The following is a 399-nucleotide window of genomic DNA, read 5'->3' on the forward strand; positions in this document are numbered from 1 at the left end:
CTGGGCACCCGGCCGCCGCATGATCAACTCCTACGGCCCCACCGAGGCCACCGTGGTCGCCACCTGGACCGGCCCGCTGGCCCCCGGCACCGGCGCCCCGCCCATCGGCCGCCCCTCCGGCGCCACCCGCGTCCACGTGCTGGACGCCGCCCTGCGTCCCGTGCCGCCCGGCGTCACCGGTGAGCTGTACGTCGCCGGACCCGGTCTCGCCCGCGGCTACCTGGGGCGGCCCGGGCTCACCGCCGGACGGTTCGTGGCCGACCCGTTCGGCGCGCCGGGGGAGCGGATGTACCGCACCGGTGACCTGGTCCGCTGGACCGCCGACGGCCGCCTCCGGTTCGCCGGCCGCGCCGACGACCAGGTCAAACTCCGCGGCTTCCGCATCGAACCCGGCGAGAT

Annotated in this window: 1 protein-coding gene; it reads left to right on the forward strand. The window is 77.7% G+C overall.

The window, feature by feature from the left end; genetic code table 11:
* Positions 1-399: AMP-binding protein (locus tag GT045_RS38180; protein WP_161298788.1), on the forward strand; the 399-nt coding region annotated here is incomplete at both ends.

The organism is Streptomyces sp. SID486 (assembly GCF_009865385.1).
In the GTDB taxonomy this organism is placed as follows: domain Bacteria; phylum Actinomycetota; class Actinomycetes; order Streptomycetales; family Streptomycetaceae; genus Streptomyces.